Raw genomic sequence first — 26,283 nt, forward strand, 5'->3', positions numbered from 1 at the left:
TATTCACCAACGTAATCGGCTTGTGACGAATCACTAAAGGTTTATAGTATTGACCTTGTCATATAGCTAAAATGCCTTATCTAAACTAACGGTCTCTAACTCCTTTTTTAGCATTCGATTAAACCAAGCAGGTCCAATCCAGCTGTAGATCACAATACCAAGCCAGAACATTGAGACTACCTCACCAACACTTTTATGGCCAAGATCTTCAAGCACAATTGAAGCAACCTGAAACAGTAAAAAACCTGATATAAGAAGCACAACCATTCGGGTATTACTACCATTTGATAGCCAATTATTTAAACGCCACCAAACTCCCATAACAGGATTACTTCTCGCTTTTATCTGAGTAAAAAGCCGTAGTGCAGGAGCATAGTCAGGGGCCTGCTGAAGCGCCCAGATAGCATGTTCTCTTGCTTCTTGAACTTGGTTTTTTTTCAATAAAACTGTGCCCATACCAATTAGGCCGTTAATATTTTGAGGCCCTCGCTGTAACGCGTTTTGATAAAACTCTGCCGCTTCATCAACTTTACCTAACTGAAGCAAAATATCTCCATACTCAGTTAAAACGTCACAATTGTTAGGGGCTAACTCTAACGCATGTTTAATCGTTTTAAGTGCCTCTTGGTATTTATTCTGTTGAAAAAATATACGACTTTTAAGCAAGTGATACATTGCATTGTCAGGCTCACGCTCAATGGCATTATCTAAATGCTCACTTGCCAAAGCAAACTTCTGATTTACTAAGTAAGCGTAACCTAATGTATAGTGTCCATATGAAGAGTCTGGCGATAACGACAGCCCAATTTCAGCTTCATACAGCGCTGCTGTACGGCGCTTTGTTTCTATGAGTGCAAATGAAAGATAACTATGTAAGAAGCCATTATCAGGCTCTAAAGATAATGCCTCCCTTAAACATTCTATCCCTCTAGTGTAAGCACCAAATTGAAAGTGTTGTTCGGCACTATCAATTAGTTGACTAATGGATACGTTGCTGTCCATGCTTATCCTCCCCACACTAAATTCACTAAAAAAAGCTGCAACGGCTTTCCTATCACAAATGCCAGAACAAAACCGATAACCGGACTTGCTACATGTCCATTAAAGTGCTCATACAGTTCAAAACTATCACTTTGCAAAACAAGAAGAATGTAACTAAAAACAAACTGTACAGTGATACCAAATAGATAAAAATAACGTACATTTGCATCAACAAAATAACCTGAATTCCAAAACGATGCCCCAAACTGATAGACACCAATAAAAGCTGCAAATGCAACAAAGATTGTTAGTATCTCCTTTAATCGATTTGGGCCATTTAAAGCAAAGCTATTAAATAAATACCATAACCAACTAAAAACTGGCCCTCCGAGCATTGCAGACAGTAAAGGCCACATTGGATTAACGGTATAGTTCGATAACCTACCTGCTCTGGGTTCATCAATAATTTGATAGCTAGCCATATCTACTTTCCATGTTTACGCAAAAAAGCCAGCACTTCATTGTACTGTCCAGAATCATTAGCATACTTAGCATAGTTACGTGCCATAGTAAGCCACTCAAGAGTAGTTGGATTAACCTCTTTTAAAGCTTCTTTCACGAAAGTCTGATTAAGTGGTACCTCTTCTCCACTTTCAATTGAATGGTCGATAGCCTCATCAACCGCGGTTTCAACTAAGTTCATCAGATCTGCACCGGAAAACCCACTAGTGAGTCGTGCAATTTTTTGGGCATCTACGCTTTCTCCACCCGGACGATCTTTCAATAATCCTTTCAAAATATCGGTACGTGCATCTACATCTGGCGGAGCAATAAATACAACACGATCAAAACGTCCTGGGCGCCTAAATGCTGGATCAAGTGCCCATGGAACATTGGTAGCCCCTAGAATTAGTACACCGTGATTATTTTGAGCAAATCCATCAAGCTCAGATAAAAACTGACTGACTAATTTTGCAGAGGTTGCTTCGCGAGTATGCTGACGCTTAGCAGCAAGGCTCTCTATCTCGTCAAAAAATATTACAGAGGGGGTATTTTGCCTAGCCTGCTCAAAAATAGCGTGAAGCTTCTTTTCAGACTCACCGATATACATATCGAGAATGTCAGAAATAACCACATTAATAAATGTGGCATTACACTCACCAGCAGTCGCTCGAGCTAACAATGTTTTCCCACAACCAGGAGGACCAAAGAGTAAAATACCACCACCTACTTTCTTTTTAAATCTTTGAAAAAGCGAGGGCTTTTGAAAAGGAGTGATAATTTTTTTCCGAATCTGTTTTTTTACATCAGCTAACCCACCTACCTCCGAAAAGGATATCACTTCCTCTCTAGGCTTTATCAATCGAGTAACTTCTACCGCATCGGTATCATCATTAGCTACCACCGTCAGCTTTATTCTCTTGCTATTGTCTAGAGCATCTTTCGCAACTCTAAGCTCTCTTGCAAAATCAATATCTTCAAGTGACGAATTTTCTTTAACCGCTTCAACATAAAATTCACGAGCTAATGAGAATTCATTAAGAATCTGATATGCCTTGGCTTTAAGTATTTTAACTTCAGGCAAGTTACTAGACAAAAATAGGAGTGCATTTTCGCCATCTCCACTTTCAATAAAGATCTTTGCCGCAAGGATCTGGTGCAGCTCCTGCTCAACTTGACAGCTCTCAACCTCCTTCAACAAACTTAAAGCTGTTGAGAGTTGCTGATGTTCATATAGAGCTTGAATCAATGTGATCCGCAAGATGAAGTTGTCTGGTGACAAGCTCAACGCCTGTTCCATTGAGTTGATATAGTTATTATCCATAATGACCAAAATAGTGAGTGAATATCCATCATCATTCTGATTGTCGCTGATTTACTACGCTAATGGAAGCCACTCTCTTCAATCAAAAATCTATAATGTAAATACTCTGGCCTTTAGAAAATGAAGTAAAACGGGAATAGTTAAAACTACTTTTAATGAATAGAATCTACATAAAAAAGCCCTGAACATCTTCATGTTCAGGGCCTTCAAATACTTAGCTCATGGAGCTGAAGCGAAACGATTACTTGCGGTTATGACGCTTACGCTCGTTTTCAGTCAAGAAACGCTTACGAACACGGATGTTCTGTGGCGTTACTTCTACTAGCTCATCATCATCGATAAACTCAAGCGCTTGCTCAAGTGTCATTTCGATATGTGGAGTTAGTACCTGTGCTTCATCAGTACCAGATGCACGCATGTTAGTTAGCTGCTTACCTTTCAAACAGTTAACTGTTAGGTCGTTAGCACGTGCGTGTAGACCAACCACTTGACCTTCATATACTTCAGCAGCGTGAGTAATGAATAGACGACCACGCTCTTGTAGACCGAATAGTGCGAAGGTTAGTGCTTTACCAGTAGCGTTAGAGATCAGTACACCACGTGCACGTTGACCGATATCGCCACCTTTCACTGGACCGTAGTGGTCAAATGAGTGGTAGATAAGACCAGTACCAGAAGTCGCTGTCATGAATTCAGTTTGGAAACCGATTAGACCACGGCTAGGGATAACGAAGTCGATACGTACACGACCCTTACCATCTAGCTGCATATCTTTCATGTCACCCTTACGAGTACCAAGCTTCTCGATCACTGTACCTTGGTGTTCCTCTTGAACGTCAACAGTTAGTGTTTCGAACGGCTCACACATCTCGCCATCAATCTCTTTCATGATAACTTCTGGACGAGAAACGGCTAACTCGTAACCTTCACGACGCATGTTTTCAATCAAGATAGATAGGTGAAGCTCACCACGGCCTGATACGCGGAAACGATCTGGGCTGTCAGTCTCTTCAACACGTAGTGCTACGTTGTGAACAAGCTCCTGCTCTAGACGCTCAAGGATGTTACGTGACGTCACGTACTTACCTTCTTTACCCGCGAATGGAGAGGTGTTTACCTGGAAAGTCATTGTTAGTGTTGGTTCATCAACAGACAATGGAGGTAGCGCTTCAACAGTAGTTGTTGCACAAACAGTGTCAGAAATCTTTAACTGACCAAGACCAGTAATCGCAACGATGTCACCAGCATTTGCTTCAGAAACTTCGTGACGCTCTAGACCCATGTAACCTAATACTTGGCCCATTTTACCGTTACGCTTGTTACCTTCAGCATCAATGATAGTCACTTGCTGGTTAGTCTTAACACTACCGCGCTTGATACGACCAACACCGATAACACCTACGTATGAGTTGTAGTCCAGCTGCGAAATTTGCATCTGGAAATCACCTTCTGCATCAGCATCAGGAGATGAAACTTTCTCGATGATCGTTTCAAACAGAGGTGTCATATCACCCTCTGTTGTTTCTGGATCAAGAGAAGCAAAACCGTTTAGCGCTGAAGCATAAACGATTGGGAAATCTAACTGCTCATCAGTCGCGCCTAAGTTATCAAACAGATCGAATACTTGATCGATAACCCAGTCAGGGCGAGCACCTGGACGGTCAATCTTGTTGATAACAACAATAGGCTTAAGGCCTTGAGCAAATGCTTTCTTAGTTACAAAGCGAGTCTGTGGCATTGGGCCATCAACCGCGTCAACAAGAAGCAGTACTGAATCAACCATAGAAAGAACACGCTCAACTTCACCACCGAAATCGGCGTGACCAGGAGTATCCACGATGTTGATGCGGTAGTCGTTCCACTTGATGGCAGTATTCTTTGCCAGAATCGTGATCCCACGCTCCTTTTCAAGATCGTTCGAATCCATCACCCGCTCAGTGGCCTCTCCTCGAGTCTCAAGGGTTCCGGACTGCGCCAGCAACTTATCAACTAGGGTAGTTTTACCATGGTCAACGTGTGCAATAATGGCGATGTTACGTAAATTCTCTAACACAGATAAACCTCTTACCATCAAAATATAGGGGGTATTTGTAACAGCTCAAATAATAGCTGTTGCAATAAAAAACGTGCCATTCTACTCTAGCGGAGGGCTCTCGCACAGGATTATTTTTTAGTCAGCTATGAATAGTCAGTTTTATTTCATCCGCACCAGGATGGTGAGCGCACCATTATCGGGCAAACAACGCACCAAACTAGTGCAAAACTTCTCCTCCCTAAAACACAAGCTTCAAGAGTTATCATTACAATCAATTAGTTATAAAAATGGCACGACTCTGGCTTATTGATTGTCAGAATCGCGATAAGCGCTAATTAAATTAAAAATAAAAGGGATATCCCTTTACTCTACTCGGAGACTCAGAATGTCAGCTGAATTAGTTTTACAACAAATAGAAGAACTGGAAGTTAAGTTTGTTGATTTGCGTTTTACCGATACGATAGGTAAAGAGCAACACGTTTCAATCCCTAGCCACCAAGTGGACGCTGATTTTTTTGAAGACGGTAAGATGTTCGATGGCTCTTCAATCTCAGGTTGGAAAGGCATCAACGAATCAGACATGGTGTTAATGCCAGATCCTGAAAGCTTTGTACTCGATCCTTTCACTGCAGAGACAACAGCTAATATCCGTTGTGACATCCTTAACCCAGGCACAATGACAGGTTACAACCGTGACCCTCGCTCAATTGCTAAGAAAGCTGAAGATTACTTACGCTCAACAGGTATTGCTGACACAGTATTAATTGGTCCTGAGCCAGAGTTTTTCCTATTTGATGATGTGAAGTTCAGCTCAGATATGTCTGGTTGCTTCTACAAGGTTGATGCTGAAGAAGCAGCATGGAACTCAGGCACTAGCTACGAAGATGGTAACAAGGGTCACCGTCCTGGTGTTAAAGGCGGTTACTTCCCAGTTGCTCCTGTTGACTCTTCACAAGATATCCGTAGTGCAATGTGTCTTGTACTTGAAGAGATGGGCCAAGTGGTTGAAGCACATCACCATGAAGTGGCAACAGCTGGTCAAAACGAGATCGCAACTCGCTTTAACACACTAACACTTAAGGCCGATGAAGTTCAGGTACTTAAGTATGTTATCCATAATGTTGCTCACGCTTACAACAAGACAGCGACATTTATGCCTAAGCCAATCGTTGGTGACAACGGTAGTGGTATGCACGTTCACCAATCTCTAGCAAAAGATGGCGTTAACATCTTTGCCGGTGACAAGTATGGCGGATTGAGCGAAACAGCACTTTTCTACATTGGTGGTATTATCAAGCATGCTCGTGCTATCAACGCATTCGCTAACCCATCAACGAACTCTTACAAGCGTCTTATCCCGCACTTTGAAGCACCAGTAATGCTTGCATATTCTGCAGCTAACCGCAGTGCTTCTATCCGTATCCCAGTGGTACCAAGTGCTAAGGCTCGTCGTATCGAACTTCGTTTCGGTGACCCAATGGCTAACCCATACCTCGCCTTCTCAGCAATGTTGATGGCAGGCCTTGACGGTATCCAGAACAAGATCCACCCTGGTGAAGCGATGGATAAAGATCTGTATGACCTACCAGCTGAAGAAGCTGCTGAGATCCCAACCGTTGCAACGTCGCTTGAAAATGCACTTGAGTGTCTAGATGCTGATCGTGAGTTCCTAACACGCGGTGATGTGTTCAGTAATGACTTTATCGATTCATATATCGCACTTAAGTCTGCTGATGTTGAGCGTATCAACCAAACAACTCACCCTGTTGAGTTCGAGCTTTACTACAGCTTATAATCCCTAAGCGATATCTTCTAAAAGCCCTAATTTATTAGGGCTTTTTTGTTTTCCTTCCCTAATCTAAAAACTGTTACCTCTTTCAATCATTGCCCCTGTCTCGTTGGCGATTAACTCTTCTGTCTACTAACCTAATAACTAGATTTAACTTACTAAGAATGCTGCCATGCTAAGATTCACAGTCAGTCTGTTCATCTCTCTTCTACTTGTTGCTTGCAGTCCCAAACCAGTAACAAAAACAATCACCATCGCCATCAATCCTTGGCCAGGATACGAATTACTGTACCTCGCCGAAAGTAAAGGTTTTTTCAAACAAGTAGGGCTAGATATTAAGCTCTCTCAGACAGCCACACTCTCCGATGCTCAGCGAGCTTACATAAGTGGCCGAGTTGATGGTTTTGCTAGCACCATAGTCGAAGCAGTTCAGGCACAAGAGTTTGGTGGAGACCCCTTAAATATAGTTTTGCTAGCAGACTACTCCAATGGTGGCGATCTCATTGTAAGCCATGAAGACTTTAAAACATTGAACCAACTCAAAGGACAAAAAGTGGGTTGTGAGGTGAGCTCTCTGGGGATCTATATCTTAGCTAGAGCGCTTGCGGTATACGATATGTCCCTAGACGATGTGGAGATCGTTAATATGGAACAGGGCAATGCTCTCCAAGCGTTAAATAGTGGCCACATTGATGCCATGGTCACCTATCCCCCCTATTCATTTGAAATTTTAAACAGCACCAGCCAAAAGAGTCACAAAGTTTTTACCACAGCAGAGATCCCAAATGAGATATTAGATACCGTTTCCTTTTCACAAAATGTGATAAAAGCCAACCCAGATTTAGTGCCTAAGCTACAACAAGCTTGGCAGCTAGCTTATGACTATCTTGAACAACACCCAGATGAAGCCATTCAGTTGATGGCTGAACGAGAACTTATATCAGTTGATGAGTTTAGTCAGTCACTTGCTGACATCTATTTATTAAGTAATCCAGAGCAAAATAAATTATTAAAAGAGAATAAGAAGCTAACAAACCTTGCTCAATCAGTTTGTGACACTCTCAATAAAGTCGGTGCATTTGACAGTTCATGTGAGCATATAGAAACGCTTTTCTATACTGGGATTTAATATGGAAAGCCCGTCTCCCGATACAGAGAATCAACCTCATACCATAAGGAGCATCGCATTAAAGCTTAACCTAAGCACTCTGTTTATAGGTACATTACTCTGTGGCATTCTGGCTATATATTTTTTTCAAGAGACGCAAGAGAGAGTAAAAGAGCAGGCTAGCATTGAGCTTACTCAAATCACCGACACATTAAAGCTCGCACTAGAAACCAACTCCCAGCTCTCCAATATGATCCGTATTGTGGGGGTCTTAACAACCAATAAAAATATTGATCGCCTTTCGGTGATTAAGTCATCTGATATGAGAGTTAATGCCGATAGTTTAACTCAATATAATGGAAGGTTAGCTAAAGAGGTCTTTCCCGCTCCTATTATGGAGCTGTTAACTAATCCAGCAAGAGTTCATGATCAACAATCTGGTGAGTTTATTGGCAACCATTTACACCATGCAGTTCAATTTCACTTAATCGATCCTGAAGTAAACCGCCTCAGGCCTTACATCATCTACTTCAAATATGACAAAACCCTATTAGAAGCAGGAATCAATCAAACTCGTAATAACTACCTGCTTATTGTCATATGTGCATTTAGTTCACTTCTGCTTATTAACCTATGGATACATAAAGTGGTGGTACTCACCCCACTATCTCAGATCACAGCTCAACTTAAGCACCAAGCTGGACGCAATATCAGCCCAAAGCCCCTAAAAATCTCTACAAGGGATGAGTTCAGTATACTTGCCAATAGCTATAACCACTCTGTTCATACTCAGCTACTGCAAAAAAAGGAGCTGGAAAAATCTCACCGCCATATAAAGAATATGACTAGAGTGCTTCCTGTACATTTGATCTATGTCGATACCAAACAAAAAATTCAATTTATTAACCGTCACAGCCTTAACTGGTTGGATTGTGAAAGCAATGAGGTGTTGAACCGCACCTGTGAGGCGATCATCCCCCCTAAACTTTTTAAACTTATGGCTCCCTTCATTGAACAAACCCTTAAAGGAGAGACATTAACCTTTGATGCTGAGTTCCAACACCTCAATAGTGAGGAGCTCAACTTCCATATCACTCAAGTACCAGACATTGATGCGGATGGGAAGATAAATGGTTTTTTTGTCTGCATAGAAGATCAGACTCAAACAAGGAACAATGAGAAGAAAATTGAAAAGTATGCTCAGGATCTTGAGTTTAATAACTGGGCTCTGGATGAAGCCCGTGAAGAGGCTGAGGCCACAGGAAGAGCGAAATCTGAATTTCTTGCTTGTATGAGCCATGAGATCCGAACACCAATGAATGGCGTGCTAGGCATGCTTAGCCTGCTAAGCAGAACTGAGTTAGATCAAGATCAGCAACACCACCTAGAGATAGCCCAAGGTAGTGCTAAGTCTTTGCTTACTCTAATCAATGACATTCTGGACTTCTCTAAGATTGAATCAGGAAAACTCAATCTTGAGTCTATCGAGTTTAATCTGCATCAAACTTTAGATGAGCTAATACAGCCATTAGCCATTCGAGCGCAAGAGAAGAGCCTTGAATTAACACTAGACATAAGCCAGATCAAACCCGCGAATATTACTGGAGATCCAGGGAGAATCACCCAAGTCTTAACCAACCTAATAGGGAATGCCATAAAGTTTACCCCTAAAGGCAGCATTATCGTAACCGGAAAGCTGACCGCTAAAAATAATAATCATCGCCTGACTTTTTCAATCCAAGATACAGGCATTGGGATGAAGCAAGATAAGCTCGAAAACATATTTCAAGCCTTTAGCCAAGCAGACAATTCAACCACTCGACACTACGGTGGAACAGGGCTAGGACTCTCTATCGCAAAACACCTCAGCCACCTGATGAATGGAGATATCTCAGTTACCAGCAAAGAGAATATAGGCAGTCACTTCGTAGTAGACCTTGAGATCCAACTACCAGACTCCAACTCAATGAAACAAGATAACTCCATACTCGACCTCAATAAGCTCCCCGTATTGTTACTAAGCAAAGCCTCGTTTGCCGATAATATACTTGAGAAGATTTTCAGAGAATTTAATGCAGATATTGAGAGACTAGTCGTAAAGGGAAATGACAAAACTATTGATTTGAGTAAATTAACCAACCCTCATCCCCAATTGATTATTTTGAGCCTATCAGCAGGAGAACAAGCTATCAGAGCTGAGCTAGAGAAGCTAAACAGTGAACCATTACTATCAAACATTACAACCTTGCTAAGTTACAACTCAATAGATGCACCGATTATTCATCACTATTTACAGAAGCAGATCTGTGGAGCCTTCACTAAACCAATCTCACAAATCAGACTTGCCTCCCTGCTCACCAAATACAATCAAGCACACACCTCCTCTTCTCATGAAGTTACAGTGGACTCTGGCGATGACTGGCTTCTAACAAATCACTTCACTCCCACTCAGCCTAGGCTGCTTTTGGCCGAAGATAATATGGTCAATCAGCTTGTTGCCGAGGGGATCATCAAGGAGTTTGGTCTAGAAATTGAGATAGTTAACGACGGTATTCAAGCTTTGAAAGCTTTATCTGACTCTAGTCAAGATAACCCCTACCATCTGATTTTCATGGACTGTCAGATGCCTAAACTAGACGGTTACCAAACCACAGCCAAAATTCGTGATGGTGAAGCGGGGGAGCATTACAAAAACCTCCCCATCATAGCAATGACAGCAAACGCTATGGTTGGTGACAAGGAAAAATGCCTAGCGATCGGCATGAATGACTATATCTCCAAGCCACTCGAGCCAGAACATATCAAGACAGCTTTACTTACTTACCTCGCTCATCTCACAAATAAAAATGAACAACGCCATTCAGGCTAAAGCTGTAAACAACTGCCAAATTTGACTCCTAAGATTACCCGCTATAACGTGTTAACACATCGCCAAAATAAACAGTACAACGGATAAATTATGTGGCATAGCATTAGGGCCTATCAAACATCAATCATATTACTTTTAGCACTGATGCTTGGTGGAGCTTTAGGCTTAACCCTTCCCGAAGTAGCATTGAAATTAAAGCCTATAGGCCAGATTTTCCTCAATTTACTCTTTATGATTATCGTGCCCTTAGTTGCTATTAGCGTGACCTCCTCCATCGCTAGAATGACAGACCTTAAGCGATTGGGCGTAATATTAGTGGCCGTTATGCTTGTCTCGATTACCATGGCGATCGTTCCCGCTGTTGGTATCCTTGGATTAGCAATGGCATTTGATCCTGCACAAGGGGTGACACTGGATCTGACCCAAGAGATCCAAACTGGGCAGGGAAGCATGGACTTCGTCTCATTGTTAACCACCAATGACTTTGTTGGTTTACTCTCAAAATCAAACATCCTTGCCTTAATCATCATGTCGGTGATTTCAGGCATCGCTATTGGACAATCTGGCGAAGATGGCAAACGCATCTCATCTATGCTTGATAGTTTGAACACTGTCATTATGAAAATAGTGTCTATCTTGATGTACGGCGCCCCCATTGGGCTTGGAGCCTATTTCGCTTCAACCATGGCCAGTCAAGACCCAGAGATAATCACAACGTTTGCACATACCATAGGCCTATTTTTTATTGCTTCTTTTATCTACCTGACATTGGGCTCAAGCTTATATGCATGGTTAGGTGGTGGAGCAAAAGGGGTCCATCAGTTCTGGCGTAATGCGATAGAACCCGCTGCAACTGCGTTAGGAACCAGTTCATCATTGGCCAGTTTGCCAGTGAATATAAGAGCAGCGAATAAAATGGGCATTAAGGAGGAGATTGCAGACATATGCTTGCCGCTGCTCGTTAACCTAAACAAAGGTGGCGCTTCGATGATCACTGCCCTAAAGATTATCTTTATCTACTCATTACTAGGATTAGAGTTTACCCATGAGGTCTTTGCCATCACTGTTTTAATCTCGGTTTTATCCGCATTTGTTATTGGAGGCGTACCAGGAGGTGCGTTTCTTGGAGAGATATTTATTGTCACAACCCTTGGTCTACCTCTAGAGACGATACCTATCTTAGTGATTATAGGCGCTGTTACTGACGCGCCCTCAACCGTGATCAATGTGGTACACGACCTCAATGCAACACAGATTATAGAGCGATTTACACAGAGAGAGAGTAAAGATCAGGAAGTTGTCGTATGAAGAGCTTACTAGCCATTGCAATAATAGTACTATTCTTCCCCCTTATTGGTTGTCAGGTAAGCCAACACAAGCAAACATCAGATAAGAATAAAAGCAGCATATCTGAGCCGATACATAAAGGAGTATATGTTTGGGGTCATGAAGTTAGCTCTTATCAACCTTGTGGAGAACATTTAACCTATTGGGTGACAGCAACGCCAGCCAGTGATGAGTTAAACCAGCTTTCACTCGCCTTGAGTGAAACTCGCAATGCTCCTTATCAACCTATCTATATCGAAGCCGCGATTCATCCAATAGATCGCAACAGCCATCCAGCGTTTTCCGATGGGTTTGCTGCTGATTACGACGCTATTATTGAGATATCCAATGTCTATATGAAACTCACAGAGCTCCCATCTAGCTGTAAGCTTAAGTAGCTAATTGGGGTTCCATCTCTATTTCTCAAATCCACACCATGGCTTTGCAATGAAAAAAGCCCAAGCTAGCGACGTTAGCTTGGGCTTGCTGCAACGCTAAAAAGCGAAGGTTCTACTTTAATATCAAGTCAGTCATTCCGACTTAGTTACAACTACCGTTATTGCTCCACACTGCCCATTGTCCAGAGTTATCAGCTGGATTTTGGTTTTGTGTCCACCAGTTAGCGGTATATTTAACATTGTTATATGCCACCTGATCGCCTGTGTTATATACAGTTGAAGCCGACCAGCTAGCTAAACCATTGCACCCCTGCACACCATCAGCTACTGCAACCGTTTGTACCTGTGTATGACTTAAGCCTTGAGCATCTTCAACTGTTAAGCTCACTTGGTAATCACCGCTTGCACCAAAAGTGTGCACAGGATTAGTTTGGTTAGAAACGCTACCATCACCAAACTGCCAAGCATGACTAGAGACAGCGTTGTCATCTGTAGACTGACTACTAAAGCTTACGGTCAATCCAGATGCTGATGCACTAAAGCTGGCCACAGGAGGCTGATTAGGATTACTGCCACCACTGCACTCGCCACGATCGGCCCACACATTGGAATAAACGTCAGGCTGCGCACCCGTTGACCACCAAGTAGCCTCATATTTGCTACTGCTATATGAGACTAGATCGCCGATGGCGTATGAGGTACTTGCATTCCAAGCGCTCAATCCATCACAACCTTCACCGCCACCGCTGCCAATCGACACTGTTGCCGACTTACTACTGGTTTGATTAGCCGTATCAGTTACCGTCAGAGTCACACTAAAGTCACCATTACTGGTATAAGTATGCACAGGGCTTGCTTGAGTAGAACTTGTTTGATCGCCAAAGTCCCAATAATAGCTGCTAATGCCATTATCATCGCTAGAGGCATTACTAAAGTTCACCGTACTGCCATTGACTGCCACATTAAAGTTGGCGACTGGCGGCTGATCTACCCCACCTCCGCCACCACAACTACTGGTCAGTAAGTAATCATAAGCGGCTTTGGCTTTTACGATGCCATAACCGTAAGAAGTATCCCGGCCAGCACTGCCACGATCTTCAGCAGTGGCGTTTAATGCACTACGAATTTCAGCGGGTGTACAGCTTGGGAAATGACTCCAAACCAAAGCTGCAACCCCGGCAACATGGGGCGTCGCCATCGAAGTGCCACTAATCGATTTATAACCCCCATTATTCCAGGTTGAGTTCACATCAACACCTGGCGCGGCAATTTCTACCTGTGAGTTATACTGCGAAAATGACGCTTTAGTACCTGAACTATCAACAGCAGCCACTGACATCACTTCATCATATGATGCAGGATAAGACAGAGTACTGTTGCCATCATTCCCCGCAGCAGCAATGCTCAACACGCCTTGACTGGTAGCATTGGCAAACGCTTGTCGCTCTGCAGATGATGCAGCACCACCACCTAAACTCATACTGATCACATCCGCACCTGCCGCCACACATTGGTTAACAGCAGCAACCATGTCTGAACCATAAGCCCAACTTCCACTGTCATCAAACACCTTAACAATGTGCAAGCCGACTAATCCCGACGGGTTAACGCCAACTACGCCTTGATTATTACCACCAATAGCCGCAATGGTGCCCGCAACATGGGTACCATGGCCATTGCCATCACTGTACCAGTTACCGGTATTATTGCTGCCATAACCATCGTCTCCAGTTACGCCCGTACTGGGCAGATCACTATGGCCCCGGGTATAGCCAGTATCAGTGATACACACCTTTCGATTGGCAGTTTGACTATCCGAAACTAAATTAGCCTGCACCATACCAATACCATAAGGTGATGATTCGGCCATCAGGTAACGCTTAGGGTCAACCTCAACCAGCGCAACATTCGGATCTGCAGATAACGCTTGGTATTGCTCACTATCGAGCATAACTGCCATTGCATTGATTTGTGGCAACGGCAAAACGACCTCGGCGCTAACACCTGCGGCGGTTTGTTGCATCAAATCAACTTTGGCTTGGGTAAACACAGCTGGCGAAGATTTGCCCTGCTGTAAGCTAATAATACTGCGATCGGTCATCTGCACTATAAAGCGCTGTGCTTGTTTCTGATCAACAGTGGATTGCACCAAGTTTTGGCTTTGAGCATTAACGGCAGCGGCAACTAAGCTCAGGGTAAAAGCTGCTGCTAAAGGGAGTTTCTGTTTATTTATTGTTTTCATTATGTACCTTCACATTGTGTGAAGCTCGCTGTGAAAACGCGACAACTAAACACGTCAACAGGAGCCGTGTATTTACATGTCAAACAAGTAATGCGAATAACTAATTATTCACTTTACTCGCATTTAATTAAGCGTAACTTTATTAGTCAGTCAAACTAATTATCAGTAACTTACTGTAACGACCAGCTAAATAATTGACATGTAAAAAATGCGTAAATATTTAGATACGGTTAGAACAAATATTCTACAGAAATGAATTTAATATTATTAATCAATAACTTATAACACACACTTAAGCAGCTTTAACCTTAGGGATTATAGCTGTGTAAAATTCAAGCAACGAAAATATCATAACCTAATAGAATTACATATAAATCAAGGGTATAAGCCAACTGTTCTGCTGTCATATAAAACTGGTAACCGTTGGCTTCATTTAACATTCATTGATTTCAGTTTTAAGTCTCATCCATATTCATAAACTTGATTGGCTATTTTAGTGAATAAACTAGTTAGCTTTTACCATGATTTTTAATCTAAAAACGGCTAATCTATAAAGGTTTACAAACATGCTACAAAGGACCTTTTATGCGCTTACTTCTCACCTTTTTTCTGCTGGCATTTACCTTTGCATCTTCTGCCGCCGTGTATAAATGGGTCGATAAAGATGGCAAAACTCACTTTTCAGATAAGCCAATTGAAAACTCAGAAGAGGTTGAGTTCAAAAGTAATACCCAAAACCAAATAACGCCTTCCCCAATTCAAGCTATTTCCAGAAACGCAGATAACAATGAAGAGTTAGCCCCATCGACACAGTACTCCGTAAGGATTCAATCTCCTAAAGAGGAGGAAACAATAAGAGAGAACAGTGGTGATGTCACAGTAATGGCACGTATCTCCCCAGATTTAAAACCTGATCACCTTTTAGTCATCCTCATGGATGACAAGGTTATGGGTTCCGCTCAAACAACGCCTATCTTCAGCCTTAAGAATATTCCTCGTGGTGAACACACCTTTGTTATCAAAGCGGTGGCTCAAAACGGCAAACAACTTGCATCGTCACCACCAAGAAAGATCTATCTTCACAGAGCAATTGTGAATAACAGCAAAAAACCGACACCATTTGGTAAAGGGAGTTAATTAACTCTCTAAAATACATAAGGTTAATCTGTCAGTTCACCTAAATTGCTTCCTTAAAAGATAGTTGCAGCTTGCACTAGTTTGGTGCACCATAATGGTGCAATTAGGCCAATAGGAATACTGATGGATACAAAACACCTGCTCAATAATCTGGTCACTGCTGTGATTGTGATCGATGCAGATCTAAAACTCTGCTACGCAAATGCGGCTGCAGAACAGCTATTAGGTGTCGGAATTCATCGCTTAACAGAACATTTCCTTGCTGATAATTTTCGACTTATTGGTGTTAGTAATGAACTACTAACAGAGTCTATTAAGGAAAATCAGGGGTTAACGGTTAATACTGCTTCATTAATTACATTTGATAATCAGCATCATACAGTTGATATTACTCTTTCTCCTCTAGAACAAGAGCAGGGTCTTGCGTTGCTAGAGCTGCGTCAGGTCGACCAACAACTGCGTATTCACCAGCAGCTAACCCTTGATGCTCAGCAGCAGGCTGCGCAGTACCTAGTACGAAACCTAGCTCATGAAATTAAAAACCCGTTGGGCGGTCTTCGTGGTGCAGCACAACTATTATCCAGAGAGCTACACGATCCCCAACTCAATGAGTTTACTGATCTCATCATTGAGCAAGCCGATAGGTTACGAAACTTAGTTGACCGTTTACTTGGCCCGCAAAAGCCGACTAAACATAGTCTGCATAATATCCATGAAGTTATTCAGAAAGTACTAAAGCTTGTTTCTATGGCGCTCCCAGAAAATATAGATTTAGAGCAAGATTATGATCCATCTATACCTGATATCCAGATGGATCCTGAGCAACTACAACAGGCGATACTCAACATAGTACAAAATGCCGTTCAAGCCTTGGAATGCGGTGGTGGGAATATTCTTATTAAGACACGCACGCAGCATCAGGTAACAATAGGAACCGAAAGGCACAAGTTAGTACTAGCACTATCGATTATAGATAATGGCCCTGGGGTAAAACCTGAGCTATTGGACACTCTCTTCTACCCTATGGTCACTGGACGAGATAATGGCTCAGGGCTAGGTTTATCAATCTCGCACAACTTTGCCAGATTGCATGGAGGTAGAATCGACTGCCAATCAACCTCTGCTGGAACAGAGTTCACCATTTTACTGCCAATTGAAAACAATAATTAATCCACAGCAAACTAAAGAACTGTGTAAAAGACCTAAAGGATAGATGAGTATGAATGAACAGGTATGGGTACTCGATGATGATAGCTCTATTCGCTGGGTTGTTGAGCGGGCATTAAAAGGGGCAGAGATAAGCAGTACCAGCTTCGCTGCTGCTGAGTCACTTTGGGATGCACTAGATCATGGTCAGCCTAAAGTCATTATTTCAGACATTAGAATGCCAGGCACAGATGGGTTAACACTACTTGAGCGAATTCAGGTTCACTACCCTCACATACCGGTCATCATAATGACTGCGCATTCTGATCTCGATAGTGCGGTCAATGCTTACCAAGCAGGCGCATTTGAATACCTGCCCAAACCATTCGACATTGACGAAGCGATTGCACTTGTGGAGAGGGCCTTAACCCACTCCAATGAACAGATTGTAAAGCAAAACGATGAGCTAACGGTAAAAGCGCCAGAGATCATAGGCGAAGCACCTGCTATGCAGGAAGTGTTCAGAGCTATTGGCCGCCTTTCACGCTCCTCCATCAGCGTACTAATTAATGGACAATCTGGAACAGGTAAGGAGCTTGTTGCTGGCGCCCTTCACAAACACAGCCCACGCAAAGAGAAGCCTTTTATTGCAATTAACATGGCAGCGATCCCTAAAGATCTTATTGAATCTGAGCTTTTCGGCCACGAAAAAGGCGCATTTACAGGGGCAGCAGCAGTAAGACAAGGGCGATTCGAACAAGCTAATGGAGGCACGCTTTTCCTCGATGAAATTGGTGATATGCCCCTCGATGTTCAAACCCGTTTACTGCGCGTATTAGCTGACGGGCAGTTTTATCGCGTTGGCGGTCATTCGCCAGTTCAAGTGGATGTAAGGATCATAGCTGCAACCCACCAAGACTTGGAGCTTCTGGTTCAAAAGGGAGAGTTCAGAGAAGATCTCTATCATAGGTTAAACGTCATACGCGTCCACTTACCGGCGCTCTCACAACGCAGGGAAGATATTCCACAGTTAGCACGTCACTTCCTAAGCTCCGCGGCTAAAGAGATTGCCGTAGAACCAAAATCACTCACCAAGGAGACGGCAGAGAAGCTCTCTCAGCTCCCTTGGCCAGGGAATGTAAGACAGCTAGAAAACACCTGTCGGTGGTTAATGGTGATGGCCTCAGGGCAGGAGATTTTACCTCAAGATCTCCCCCCTGAGCTTTTACAAGAACCGAGTCAAACCAACTCATTATCCACAGGTGAGCCTGCAGACTGGCAGGAATCATTGAAGCTTTGGATCGATGAGCGACTCACTGCTGGAGAGAATGACCTCCTCACTGAAGTGCAGCCGGCTTTTGAACGTATTCTGCTACAAACTGCTTTAGCCCACACCAATGGTCATAAGCAGGAAGCCGCCAAACGTTTAGGTTGGGGGCGAAACACGCTCACCCGAAAACTCAAAGAGTTATCTATGGATTAATAGCGCTAAACTACCCTCACCTAGCCTACTTATTAAAGTAGGCTTTTTCATTTCAATTAAGCAGTCTTCCTATCGCACATCGACTCAACACCGATAGAAAAATAAGCCTAGAAACCTTGACCGATAAAGCCTTCCCTTGCCCCAGCCACTAAGGCATTTGTTAATCCTAAACATCAAATCTCGGAAGTGTTGATTATGCAGGATGCAATTATCGACCGACATTGGGAGTAGGCAGAGACGCCTGTCATGGACAGCTTCAGGCAAGCCCTCCGCGTTACGTAAGTGTATAAAGCTTCGCTTCATGAGCACACATACTTCACCCTATAACCGACATGGATGTAGGGAATGCAGTAAATGCAGGAGCTATTTACTGCCTATCACATGGGGGTGAAAGTAAGCCGTTTTGAATACGAAGTATTCAGGCTTGCTTGAACGCGGAGAAGCTTGCCTTCGTAGCGGGGGAGCCCGCTCAGCGACGGGTCGACATCGGGGTAAGCATTGCACGTACGTGCTTAAGTGGAGCAGCCACCTGATATCAGCACTGGTAAATTCGAGACGTAAAGTTAATAATTTTACAAAGCCCCAAAAGCAAAAAAGCCACCTTAATAAGGTGGCTTCTCTACTACTCTTTACGAGTAAATTAGGCGCCTGGAAATGACCTACTCTCACATGGGGAGACCCCACACTACCATCGGCGCGATTGCGTTTCACTTCTGAGTTCGAGATGGGATCAGGTGGGACCACAATGCTATTGTTTCCAGACTAATTTGGTAAATTTAGAAAGCTTTAAATAATTGTCTCAAACTTAAATCAAGTTCGTATTCTTTTGTGCTTATGAAGTAATCACACTAGCTACTCATAAAACCCATCTGGGTTGTATGGTTAAGCCTCACGAGTCATTAGTATCAGTTAGCTCAACGCCTCACAACGCTTACACACCTGACCTATCAACGTCCTAGTCTCGAACGGCTCTTTAGAGGGATTAAATCCCTAGGGATGACTCATCTTAGGACTCGCTTCCCGCTTAGATGCTTTCAGCGGTTATCGATTCCGAACGTAGCTACCGGGCAATGCTATTGGCATAACAACCCGAACACCAGCGGTTCGTCCACTCCGGTCCTCTCGTACTAGGAGCAGCTTCCTTCAATCATCCAACGCCCACGGCAGATAGGGACCGAACTGTCTCACGACGTTCTGAACCCAGCTCGCGTACCACTTTAAATGGCGAACAGCCATACCCTTGGGACCGACTTCAGCCCCAGGATGTGATGAGCCGACATCGAGGTGCCAAACACCGCCGTCGATATGAACTCTTGGGCGGTATCAGCCTGTTATCCCCGGCGTACCTTTTATCCGTTGAGCGATGGCCCTTCCATTCAGAACCACCGGATCACTATGACCTACTTTCGTACCTGCTCGACGTGTATGTCTCGCAGTTAAGCTGGCTTATGCCATTGCACTAACCGTACGATGTCCGACCGTACTTAGCCAACCTTCGTGCTCCTCCGTTACTCTTTGGGAGGAGACCGCCCCAGTCAAACTACCCACCAGGCACTGTCCTCAACCCCGATTCAGGGGCCAGAGTTAGAACATCAAAGCTACAAGGGTGGTATTTCAAGATTGACTCCACAAGAACTAGCGTTCCTGCTTCAAAGTCTCCCACCTATCCTACACATGTAGGTTCAATGTTCAGTGCCAAGCTATAGTAAAGGTGCACGGGGTCTTTCCGTCTAGCCGCGGGTATACGGCATCTTCACCGCAATTTCAACTTCACTGAGTCTCGGCTGGAGACAGCGTGGCCATCATTACGCCATTCGTGCAGGTCGGAACTTACCCGACAAGGAATTTCGCTACCTTAGGACCGTTATAGTTACGGCCGCCGTTTACCGGGGCTTCGATCATGAGCTTCTCCGAAGATAACCCAATCAATTAACCTTCCGGCACCGGGCAGGCGTCATACCGTATACTTCCTCTTGCGAGTTTGCACAGTACTGTGTTTTTGATAAACAGTTGCAGCCACCTGGTATCTGCGACTCCCAACAGCTTAGAGAGCAAGTCTCATCACCGTCGGGAGCGTACCTTCTCCCGAAGTTACGGTACCATTTTGCCTAGTTCCTTCAGCCGAGTTCTCTCAAGCGCCTTGGTATTCTCTACCCAACCACCTGTGTCGGTTTGGGGTACGATTCCTACTAACCTGAAGCTTAGAAGATTTTCCTGGAAGCATGGCATCAACTACTTCAGTCCCTTAGGACCTCGTCATCAACTCTCAGCCTAATGTTCACCCGGATTTGCCTAAGTGAACAGCCTACAGCCTTAAACGCGGACAACCAACGCCGCGCTAGCCTAGCCTTCTCCGTCTCTCCATCGCAGTTAGCAGAAGTACGGGAATATTAACCCGTTTCCCATCGACTACGCCTTTCGGCCTCGCCTTAGGGGTCGACTCACCCTGCCCTGATTAACATTGGACAGGAACCCTTGGTCTTTCGGCGAGGGAGTTTTTCACTCCCTTTATCGTTACTCATGTCAGCATTCGCACTTCTGATACCTCCAGTGTGGGTTACCCCTTCACCTTCAACGGCTTACAGAACGCTCCTCTACCGCTTGCACCCAAAGGTGCAAACCCGTAGCTTCGGTGTATTGCTTAGCCCCGTTAAATCTTCCGCGCAGGCCGACTCGACTAGTGAGCTATTACGCTTTCTTTAAATGATGGCTGCTTCTAAGCCAACATCCTAGCTGTCTAAGCCTTCCCACATCGTTTCCCACTTAGCAATAACTTTGGGACCTTAGCTGACGGTCTGGGTTGTTTCCCTTTTCACGACGGACGTTAGCACCCGCCGTGTGTCTCCCGAGTAGTACTCATTGGTATTCGGAGTTTGCAAAGGGTTGGTAAGTCGGGATGACCCCCTAGCCTTAACAGTGCTCTACCCCCAATGGTATTCGCTCGAGGCGCTACCTAAATAGCTTTCGAGGAGAACCAGATATCTCCCGGTTTGATTGGCCTTTCACCCCCATCCACAAGTCATCCGCTCATTTTTCAACATAAGTCGGTTCGGTCCTCCAATTGATGTTACTCAATCTTCAACCTGCCCATGGATAGATCACCGGGTTTCGGGTCTACACCTTGCAACTAAACGCGCAGTTAACACTCGGTTTCCCTACGGCTCCGCTATTCGCTTAACCTCGCTACAAAATGTAAGTCGCTGACCCATTATACAAAAGGTACGCAGTCACGGTCTCAAGAACCGCTCCCACTGCTTGTACGTATACGGTTTCAGGTTCTATTTCACTCCCCTCACAGGGGTTCTTTTCGCCTTTCCCTCACGGTACTGGTTCACTATCGGTCAGTCAGGAGTATTTAGCCTTGGAGGATGGTCCCCCCATGTTCAGACAAGATGTCACGTGTCCCGTCCTACTCGTTTTCACGTAAAGTTAGTTTTCATGTACGGGGCTATCACCCTGTGCCGCTGAGCTTTCCAACTCATTCCACTAACACCCTCTACGCTTAAGGGCTAATCCCCGTTCGCTCGCCGCTACTAGGGGAATCTCGGTTGATTTCTTTTCCTCCGGGTACTTAGATGTTTCAGTTCCCCGGGTTTGCCTCATTAACCTATGTATTCAGTTAATGATACTTACTTATGTAAGTGGGTTTCCCCATTCGGACATCGTTAGCTCAAATGCTTGTTACTAGCTCGCCAACGCTTTTCGCAAGTTACTACGTCCTTCATCGCCTCTGACTGCCAAGGCATCCACCGTATACGCTTAGTCACTTAACCATACAACCCAAATAAGTTTCACAAGGAAACAAACTCTACCAAGCGGGTAAGCTCAGTCGTTGTATCGCAACTAATGGTGTTTACTTTCGCCAAAAGAATACTCATGAACTCATTACCCTAAGGTAAATCCTTCGGCACTTGATTTAAGTGTTTGAGAACTCAATTATTTATTTCGCATTAATCGTTAAATTAATACTATCAGCTTTCCAAATTTTTAAAGAACAAGCATCGCCGTAAAGGCGTGCCACTCGCTCTAACAAGAACAAGTTATCTGTGTGAACACTCAACAAACATCGAGTTAGTCGTATAGGTAAGGAGGTGATCCAGCCCCAGGTTCCCCTAGGGCTACCTTGTTACGACTTCACCCCAGTCATGAACCACACCGTGGTAAACGCCCTCCCGAAGGTTAAGCTATCTACTTCTGGTGCAGCCCACTCCCATGGTGTGACGGGCGGTGTGTACAAGGCCCGGGAACGTATTCACCGTGGCATTCTGATCCACGATTACTAGCGATTCCGACTTCATGGAGTCGAGTTGCAGACTCCAATCCGGACTACGACCGGCTTTCTGGGATTAGCTCCACCTCGCGGCTTCGCAACCCTCTGTACCGACCATTGTAGCACGTGTGTAGCCCTACTCGTAAGGGCCATGATGACTTGACGTCGTCCCCACCTTCCTCCGGTTTATCACCGGCAGTCTCCCTAAAGTTCCCGACATAACTCGCTGGCAAATAAGGATAAGGGTTGCGCTCGTTGCGGGACTTAACCCAACATTTCACAACACGAGCTGACGACAGCCATGCAGCACCTGTCTCACAGTTCCCGAAGGCACCAATTCATCTCTGAAAAGTTCTGTGGATGTCAAGAGTAGGTAAGGTTCTTCGCGTTGCATCGAATTAAACCACATGCTCCACCGCTTGTGCGGGCCCCCGTCAATTCATTTGAGTTTTAACCTTGCGGCCGTACTCCCCAGGCGGTCTACTTAATGCGTTAGCTTGGGAGCCCAGTAACTAAGTTACCAAACTCCGAGTAGACATCGTTTACGGCGTGGACTACCAGGGTATCTAATCCTGTTTGCTCCCCACGCTTTCGTACCTGAGCGTCAGTCTTTGTCCAGGGGGCCGCCTTCGCCACCGGTATTCCTTCAGATCTCTACGCATTTCACCGCTACACCTGAAATTCTACCCCCCTCTACAAGACTCTAGTTTGCCAGTTCCAAATGCAATTCCCAGGTTGAGCCCGGGGCTTTCACATCTGGCTTAACAAACCGCCTGCGTACGCTTTACGCCCAGTAATTCCGATTAACGCTTGCACCCCTCGTATTACCGCGGCTGCTGGCACGAAGTTAGCCGGTGCTTCTTCTGCGAGTAACGTCACAGCTAACGGTTATTAACCGTTAACCTTTCCTCCTCGCTGAAAGTGCTTTACAACCCGAAGGCCTTCTTCACACACGCGGCATGGCTGCATCAGGCTTTCGCCCATTGTGCAATATTCCCCACTGCTGCCTCCCGTAGGAGTCTGGGCCGTGTCTCAGTCCCAGTGTGGCTGATCATCCTCTCAGAACAGCTAGGGATCGTCGCCTAGGTGAGCCATTACCTCACCTACTAGCTAATCCCACCTAGACTCATCTAATCGCGAAAGGCCCGAAGGTCCCCTCCTTTCCCCCGTAGGGCGTATGCGGTATTAGCAGTCGTTTCCAACTGTTATCCCCCACGACTAGGCAGATATCTAGGCATTACTCACCCGTCCGCCGCTCGACAGCAAAGTAGCAAGCTACTTTCTGTTTCCGCTCGACTTGCATGTGTTAGGCCTGCCGCCAGCGTTCAATCTGAGCCATGATCAAACTCTTCAATTAAAGTTTTTTGTTCTCATCCGATTAAGAATGAAGAACGGCTCAATGAATTATACTGTTTATATAGCGAACCGAACTAAGTTCGATTCTATGAACACTCATTCATCGAGTAATATTTTGATTGCTTACATCCCGAAGGACAAGAAAGCAATTTCGAATAACTCAACACCTGTGAGTGTCCACACAGATTTCTTGTTTTGAATTGTTAAAGAGCATCACACTATTGTGTGGCCGTTGACGCTTGGTCGTTGGCTTGAGGAGGCGTATTCTACACTCTCCGTGGTTGGCGTCAAGCGCTTATTTGAAGAAGTTTTTCAAGCGATGATTTCTTAATCAGCAGAGTGAAACACTCTCGTAAAAGAAACAAAACCCGAAGCCCTTAAAGCGTTTGTCACCTGAATCAAATCTCCGAGGAGTTTTGATTCAACCTCGACTCTTTTTAATAAACAGAGAAGAGGTACTGACTTGCTGCAAGTCCCATTCTATCTAGCGTTTGCTAAGAGCGATTGGCCTGCTGTGCCGTGTCAGTGGATGCGCATTATAGGGATTACTCGCAACTGTGCAAGGGCTTTTATTGAGAAAAATGCGTTTAGCGCTTTAAGTGTCTTTTTATCACTCAATACGCTTGATATAGATACAATTTTGGAGTTTAAGATACAAAAAAGGGGCTTAACGCCCCTTCTATCTATACATATTCCTGCATCTTTACTGTTTATCAATAAAGCCCTGTATTAGGTCTGCCGCTTGTTTGTCGTCCCAATCAACAAAGGTACGAACAAATGCGATGAGCTCGCCTTTACTGTTTAAGATAAACGTCGCTGGAATTGTATCAAGTGGAAATACCTCTCTCAGGTTTTGCGTCTCATCATAAAACGAGTTAAAAGACTCCATTCCTAACTCTTTAAGAAAAGGCTCAACCTTACCCTTTCCTTCGAGATCTATCGAGATAGGTAAAATTTCAAAGTCCTGTTTATCGAACTTTTCAGACAAGCGTGAAATAGCTGGAAGCTCACGTACACATGGAGGGCACCAAGTTGCCCACATGTTTACCATCAGGACTTTCCCTTTATACTGACTAAAATCTACAGCTTTACCCTGTTCATCTTTAAATGGGACTGCAGTAATAGGAAAAGGCTGAGGCAAGATGCTAATAAGCCCGACATTAGTCTGACTTTCACCTTCTGCCTGTTTCTGCATACCTGGATATGCAGAAACGGTACTAATAGAAAAACAACTAGCAACTAATAAAGATACCTTAAGCAAATCAGCGATTAGCTTCATTTATCATCTCGCTTAAGTAACTTATCTAACTCTTTTTGCTCTTCTACGCTAATCTCTTGCTCATCGACTTCAGTAATACGTTGTTTGCGTATAAACATAAAACCAATAAATAGACCAAACATTAACAGTGCAACAGGTCCTAACCATAGTGCGTATGTCTTAGCTTCCATTCTTGGCTTATAAAGCACAAATTCGCCGTAACGACTGGTCATAAACTCAATCACTTCGTCATCATCTTTACCAGCATCCACCATTTGATAAACTTCAAGACGTAGATCTTGAGCTACTGGAGAATTTGAATCAATTAGGTTCTGATTCTGACATTGTGGGCAGCGCAGAGAGTGCGCTAATTCCAATGCTCGCTTCTGATTATCCATCGACTTAAATTCATAAGTGTCGACAGGAGTTGCTACTGCCCCTGAGATCAAAGTCAGCGATAAAAGCAGTGCGCTGCATATTTGAACCATATACTTAATCATGAAGCACCATCCAATTTAGCTGCAGCCTGAAGTTCTTTAATCATAGGAAGTAAGGTTTCACTCCATATCCTTTGATCGATCGGCCCCGCATAACGGTAACGAATAATGCCATTATGATCGATTAAGTAACTTTCTGGTGCACCATACACACCAAGATCCAAACCTAAGCGACCATCATGATCAAAGATATTCTTAGTATAAGGGTCACCTTCACGATTTAATTCGCGAATCGCCAGTGGACGCTCATCACGGTAGTTAATACCATAGATAGGCAGAATACCTTGACGTGCAAAGCGCATTAAATAGGGGTGTTCATATTTACATGATGGACACCAAGTTGCCCACACATTCAATAGAGCAACCTCACCCTTTAAGCTTTCGTTAGTGATTATCTCATTTCGGTCCTCTAGACGCTCAAGTTGGAAAGCCGGAACTGGCTTTCCCTCAAGTGCAGAGTCTAGCTTTTGAGGATTAAGGAAGAGTCCCTTATAAAGGAACACCCCCATCACCAAAAATAGTACCAAAGGAATAAATAGTACTAGCCTCTTCTTCATACTTGC

The 26,283-nt window shown here is 44.2% G+C and carries 16 protein-coding genes and 3 rRNA genes; 8 read left to right on the plus strand and 11 right to left on the minus strand.

Features of this window, described 5'->3' with window-relative positions; all coding sequences use genetic code 11:
- Positions 1 to 66: 66 nt before the first annotated feature.
- From SWOO_RS23795 to typA, 4 genes are all read right to left on the minus strand, one after another.
- Entirely contained in the window at positions 67 to 1,002 is a 936-nt protein-coding gene (locus SWOO_RS23795) for a tetratricopeptide repeat protein (RefSeq protein WP_012327213.1), read from the minus strand.
- A gap of 2 nt (positions 1,003 to 1,004) precedes the next feature.
- Entirely contained in the window at positions 1,005 to 1,463 is a 459-nt protein-coding gene (locus SWOO_RS25675; protein WP_012327214.1) for a hypothetical protein, read from the minus strand.
- A gap of 2 nt (positions 1,464 to 1,465) precedes the next feature.
- Positions 1,466 to 2,680, minus strand: coding sequence for an ATP-binding protein (locus SWOO_RS23805; protein ID WP_229377272.1), 1,215 nt, complete (start codon positions 2,678 to 2,680; stop codon positions 1,466 to 1,468).
- A gap of 367 nt (positions 2,681 to 3,047) precedes the next feature.
- Positions 3,048 to 4,859, minus strand: coding sequence for a translational GTPase TypA (typA, locus tag SWOO_RS23810; RefSeq protein WP_012327216.1), 1,812 nt, complete (start codon positions 4,857 to 4,859; stop codon positions 3,048 to 3,050).
- Between the two features lie 367 nt (positions 4,860 to 5,226).
- On the opposite strand from typA, the gene glnA reads away from it, so the two are divergent.
- The 5 genes from glnA to SWOO_RS23835 all read left to right on the plus strand — a co-directional run bounded on the left by glnA (position 5,227) and on the right by SWOO_RS23835 (position 12,331).
- Positions 5,227 to 6,636, plus strand: a complete 1,410-nt coding sequence (gene glnA / locus SWOO_RS23815) for a glutamate--ammonia ligase (protein ID WP_012327217.1) — start codon at positions 5,227 to 5,229, stop codon at positions 6,634 to 6,636.
- Positions 6,637 to 6,802: 166 nt separating this feature from the next.
- Positions 6,803 to 7,759: an ABC transporter substrate-binding protein gene (locus tag SWOO_RS23820; protein WP_012327218.1), complete on the plus strand. Its 957-nt coding sequence runs from the start codon at positions 6,803 to 6,805 to the stop codon at positions 7,757 to 7,759.
- A gap of 1 nt (position 7,760) precedes the next feature.
- Entirely contained in the window at positions 7,761 to 10,607 is a 2,847-nt protein-coding gene (locus SWOO_RS23825) for an ATP-binding protein (RefSeq protein ID WP_012327219.1), read from the plus strand.
- Positions 10,608 to 10,697: 90 nt separating this feature from the next.
- Entirely contained in the window at positions 10,698 to 11,915 is a 1,218-nt protein-coding gene (locus SWOO_RS23830) for a dicarboxylate/amino acid:cation symporter (protein WP_012327220.1), read from the plus strand.
- A complete protein-coding gene (locus SWOO_RS23835) occupies positions 11,912 to 12,331 on the plus strand; it encodes a hypothetical protein (protein ID WP_012327221.1) in 420 nt (139 codons plus the stop codon). The genes SWOO_RS23830 and SWOO_RS23835 overlap by 4 nt, the downstream gene beginning before the upstream one ends.
- A 142-nt stretch (positions 12,332 to 12,473) precedes the next feature.
- On the opposite strand, the gene SWOO_RS23840 is transcribed toward SWOO_RS23835, so the two are convergent.
- Complete coding sequence (locus tag SWOO_RS23840) at positions 12,474 to 14,573, minus strand: S8 family serine peptidase (protein WP_012327222.1); 2,100 nt, start codon at positions 14,571 to 14,573, stop codon at positions 12,474 to 12,476.
- Positions 14,574 to 15,158: 585 nt separating this feature from the next.
- On the opposite strand from SWOO_RS23840, the gene SWOO_RS23845 reads away from it, so the two are divergent.
- The 3 genes from SWOO_RS23845 (at position 15,159) to glnG (ending at position 18,339) form a co-directional block, all read left to right on the plus strand.
- Complete coding sequence (locus SWOO_RS23845; RefSeq protein ID WP_012327223.1) at positions 15,159 to 15,710, plus strand: DUF4124 domain-containing protein; 552 nt, start codon at positions 15,159 to 15,161, stop codon at positions 15,708 to 15,710.
- A gap of 123 nt (positions 15,711 to 15,833) precedes the next feature.
- Positions 15,834 to 16,880, plus strand: coding sequence for a nitrogen regulation protein NR(II) (glnL, locus tag SWOO_RS23850; protein WP_012327224.1), 1,047 nt, complete (start codon positions 15,834 to 15,836; stop codon positions 16,878 to 16,880).
- Positions 16,881 to 16,923: 43 nt separating this feature from the next.
- The gene (glnG, locus tag SWOO_RS23855) at positions 16,924 to 18,339 is read left to right on the plus strand and encodes a nitrogen regulation protein NR(I) (protein WP_041417845.1); all 1,416 of its coding nucleotides are present in this window, start codon (positions 16,924 to 16,926) and stop codon (positions 18,337 to 18,339) included.
- 646 nt (positions 18,340 to 18,985) lie between these two features.
- On the opposite strand, the gene rrf is transcribed toward glnG, so the two are convergent.
- The 6 genes from rrf to SWOO_RS23885 all read right to left on the minus strand — a co-directional run bounded on the left by rrf (position 18,986) and on the right by SWOO_RS23885 (position 26,277).
- Positions 18,986 to 19,101, minus strand: a 5S ribosomal RNA gene (gene rrf / locus SWOO_RS23860).
- 116 nt (positions 19,102 to 19,217) lie between these two features.
- Positions 19,218 to 22,112, minus strand: a 23S ribosomal RNA gene (locus tag SWOO_RS23865).
- Positions 22,113 to 22,423: 311 nt separating this feature from the next.
- Positions 22,424 to 23,966 (minus strand): 16S ribosomal RNA (locus tag SWOO_RS23870).
- Together the 16S, 23S and 5S rRNA genes form the textbook arrangement of a ribosomal RNA operon.
- Positions 23,967 to 24,668: 702 nt before the next feature.
- The gene (locus tag SWOO_RS23875) at positions 24,669 to 25,244 is read right to left on the minus strand and encodes a TlpA disulfide reductase family protein (RefSeq protein WP_012327227.1); all 576 of its coding nucleotides are present in this window, start codon (positions 25,242 to 25,244) and stop codon (positions 24,669 to 24,671) included.
- Positions 25,241 to 25,711, minus strand: coding sequence for a heme lyase NrfEFG subunit NrfF (gene nrfF / locus SWOO_RS23880; RefSeq protein ID WP_374700170.1), 471 nt, complete (start codon positions 25,709 to 25,711; stop codon positions 25,241 to 25,243). Before nrfF ends, SWOO_RS23875 begins: the two co-directional genes overlap by 4 nt.
- 8 nt (positions 25,712 to 25,719) lie before the next feature.
- Complete coding sequence (locus SWOO_RS23885; protein ID WP_012327229.1) at positions 25,720 to 26,277, minus strand: DsbE family thiol:disulfide interchange protein; 558 nt, start codon at positions 26,275 to 26,277, stop codon at positions 25,720 to 25,722.
- Positions 26,278 to 26,283: the final 6 nt, after the last annotated feature.

Origin of the sequence: Shewanella woodyi ATCC 51908 (assembly GCF_000019525.1) — a bacterium.
Lineage (GTDB): Bacteria > Pseudomonadota > Gammaproteobacteria > Enterobacterales > Shewanellaceae > Shewanella > Shewanella woodyi.